The organism is Tersicoccus phoenicis, from assembly GCF_001968835.1.
GTDB lineage: Bacteria > Actinomycetota > Actinomycetes > Actinomycetales > Micrococcaceae > Tersicoccus > Tersicoccus phoenicis.
Window position 1 is genome coordinate 1 of record NZ_MRDE01000090.1, and the last position, 934, is coordinate 934.

Annotated in this window: 1 protein-coding gene; it reads left to right on the forward strand. The window is 70.6% G+C overall.

The window, feature by feature from the left end; genetic code table 11:
• Window positions 1-934, forward strand: a 934-nt coding sequence (locus BKD30_RS15045; protein ID WP_076705908.1) for an IS1380 family transposase, incomplete at both ends; no start/stop codon positions are given.

Here is a 934-nt window from a genome sequence, read left to right on the forward strand (position 1 = left end):
TCGCCGCGACGTTCGACGAGCCCAATCTCGTGTCGGCCGCGGGGCTGGTCCCGTTGATGGCACTGGCTGACCGGGCGGGGTTGCGTCGGTTGGGCGATGAGCGCCTGACGGTGCCGACGGACAAGGGCGCCAACGGCGGCCTGAAACTGGCATCGCTGGTGGCGGGCATGGCCGCCGGCGCGGACAGCATCGATGACATGGCCCTGCTGCGTCACGGCGCGATGGGCAAGCTCTTCGACCGGCCATACGCCCCGTCCACGCTGGGTTCATTCCTGCGCAAGTTCACGTTCGGGCACGTCCGGCAGGCCGACGCGATCGCGTCGCGGTTCCTGCGGGGGTTGGCCGAGCACACGGAGCTGCTCGGCGGCGAGTCAGACCCGGGGACGGTGAAGGTGGATCTGGATGACACGATCGTCGAGGTCCACGGCTATGAGAAACAGGGCGCCGCGTTCGGTTACTCCGGCGTGCGCGGCCTGAACGCGCTCCTCGCCACCGTGAGCACGGACCAGGCGGCACCGGTGATCGCGGCGCAACGGCTACGCAAGGGCAACGCGGGCTCCCCACGAGGAGCTGCTCGCCTCGCCACCGACGCGCTCGCGCTGGTGCGCCGCACCCGCCTGGCCGGGCGGGGCGTGCTGGTCCGTGCCGACTCGGCGTTCTACTCGCACGCGCTGGTCACGGCCGTGCTGAAGGCCGGCGCGGACGTGTCGATCACGGTGCGCATGGATCCGGCCGTGAAGCGCGCGATCGCCGCGATCGAGGAGACCGCCTGGACCACGATTCAATACACCGACGCGGTGTTCGACGAGAGTACCGGCGCATGGGTCTCCCGCGCCGAGCTCGCCGAGATCCCGTTCACCGCGTTCACCTCGAAGAAGCACGCCGACCGGGTGTCCGGGCGGCTCGTGGTCCGCCGCATCCCCGACCTCAACCC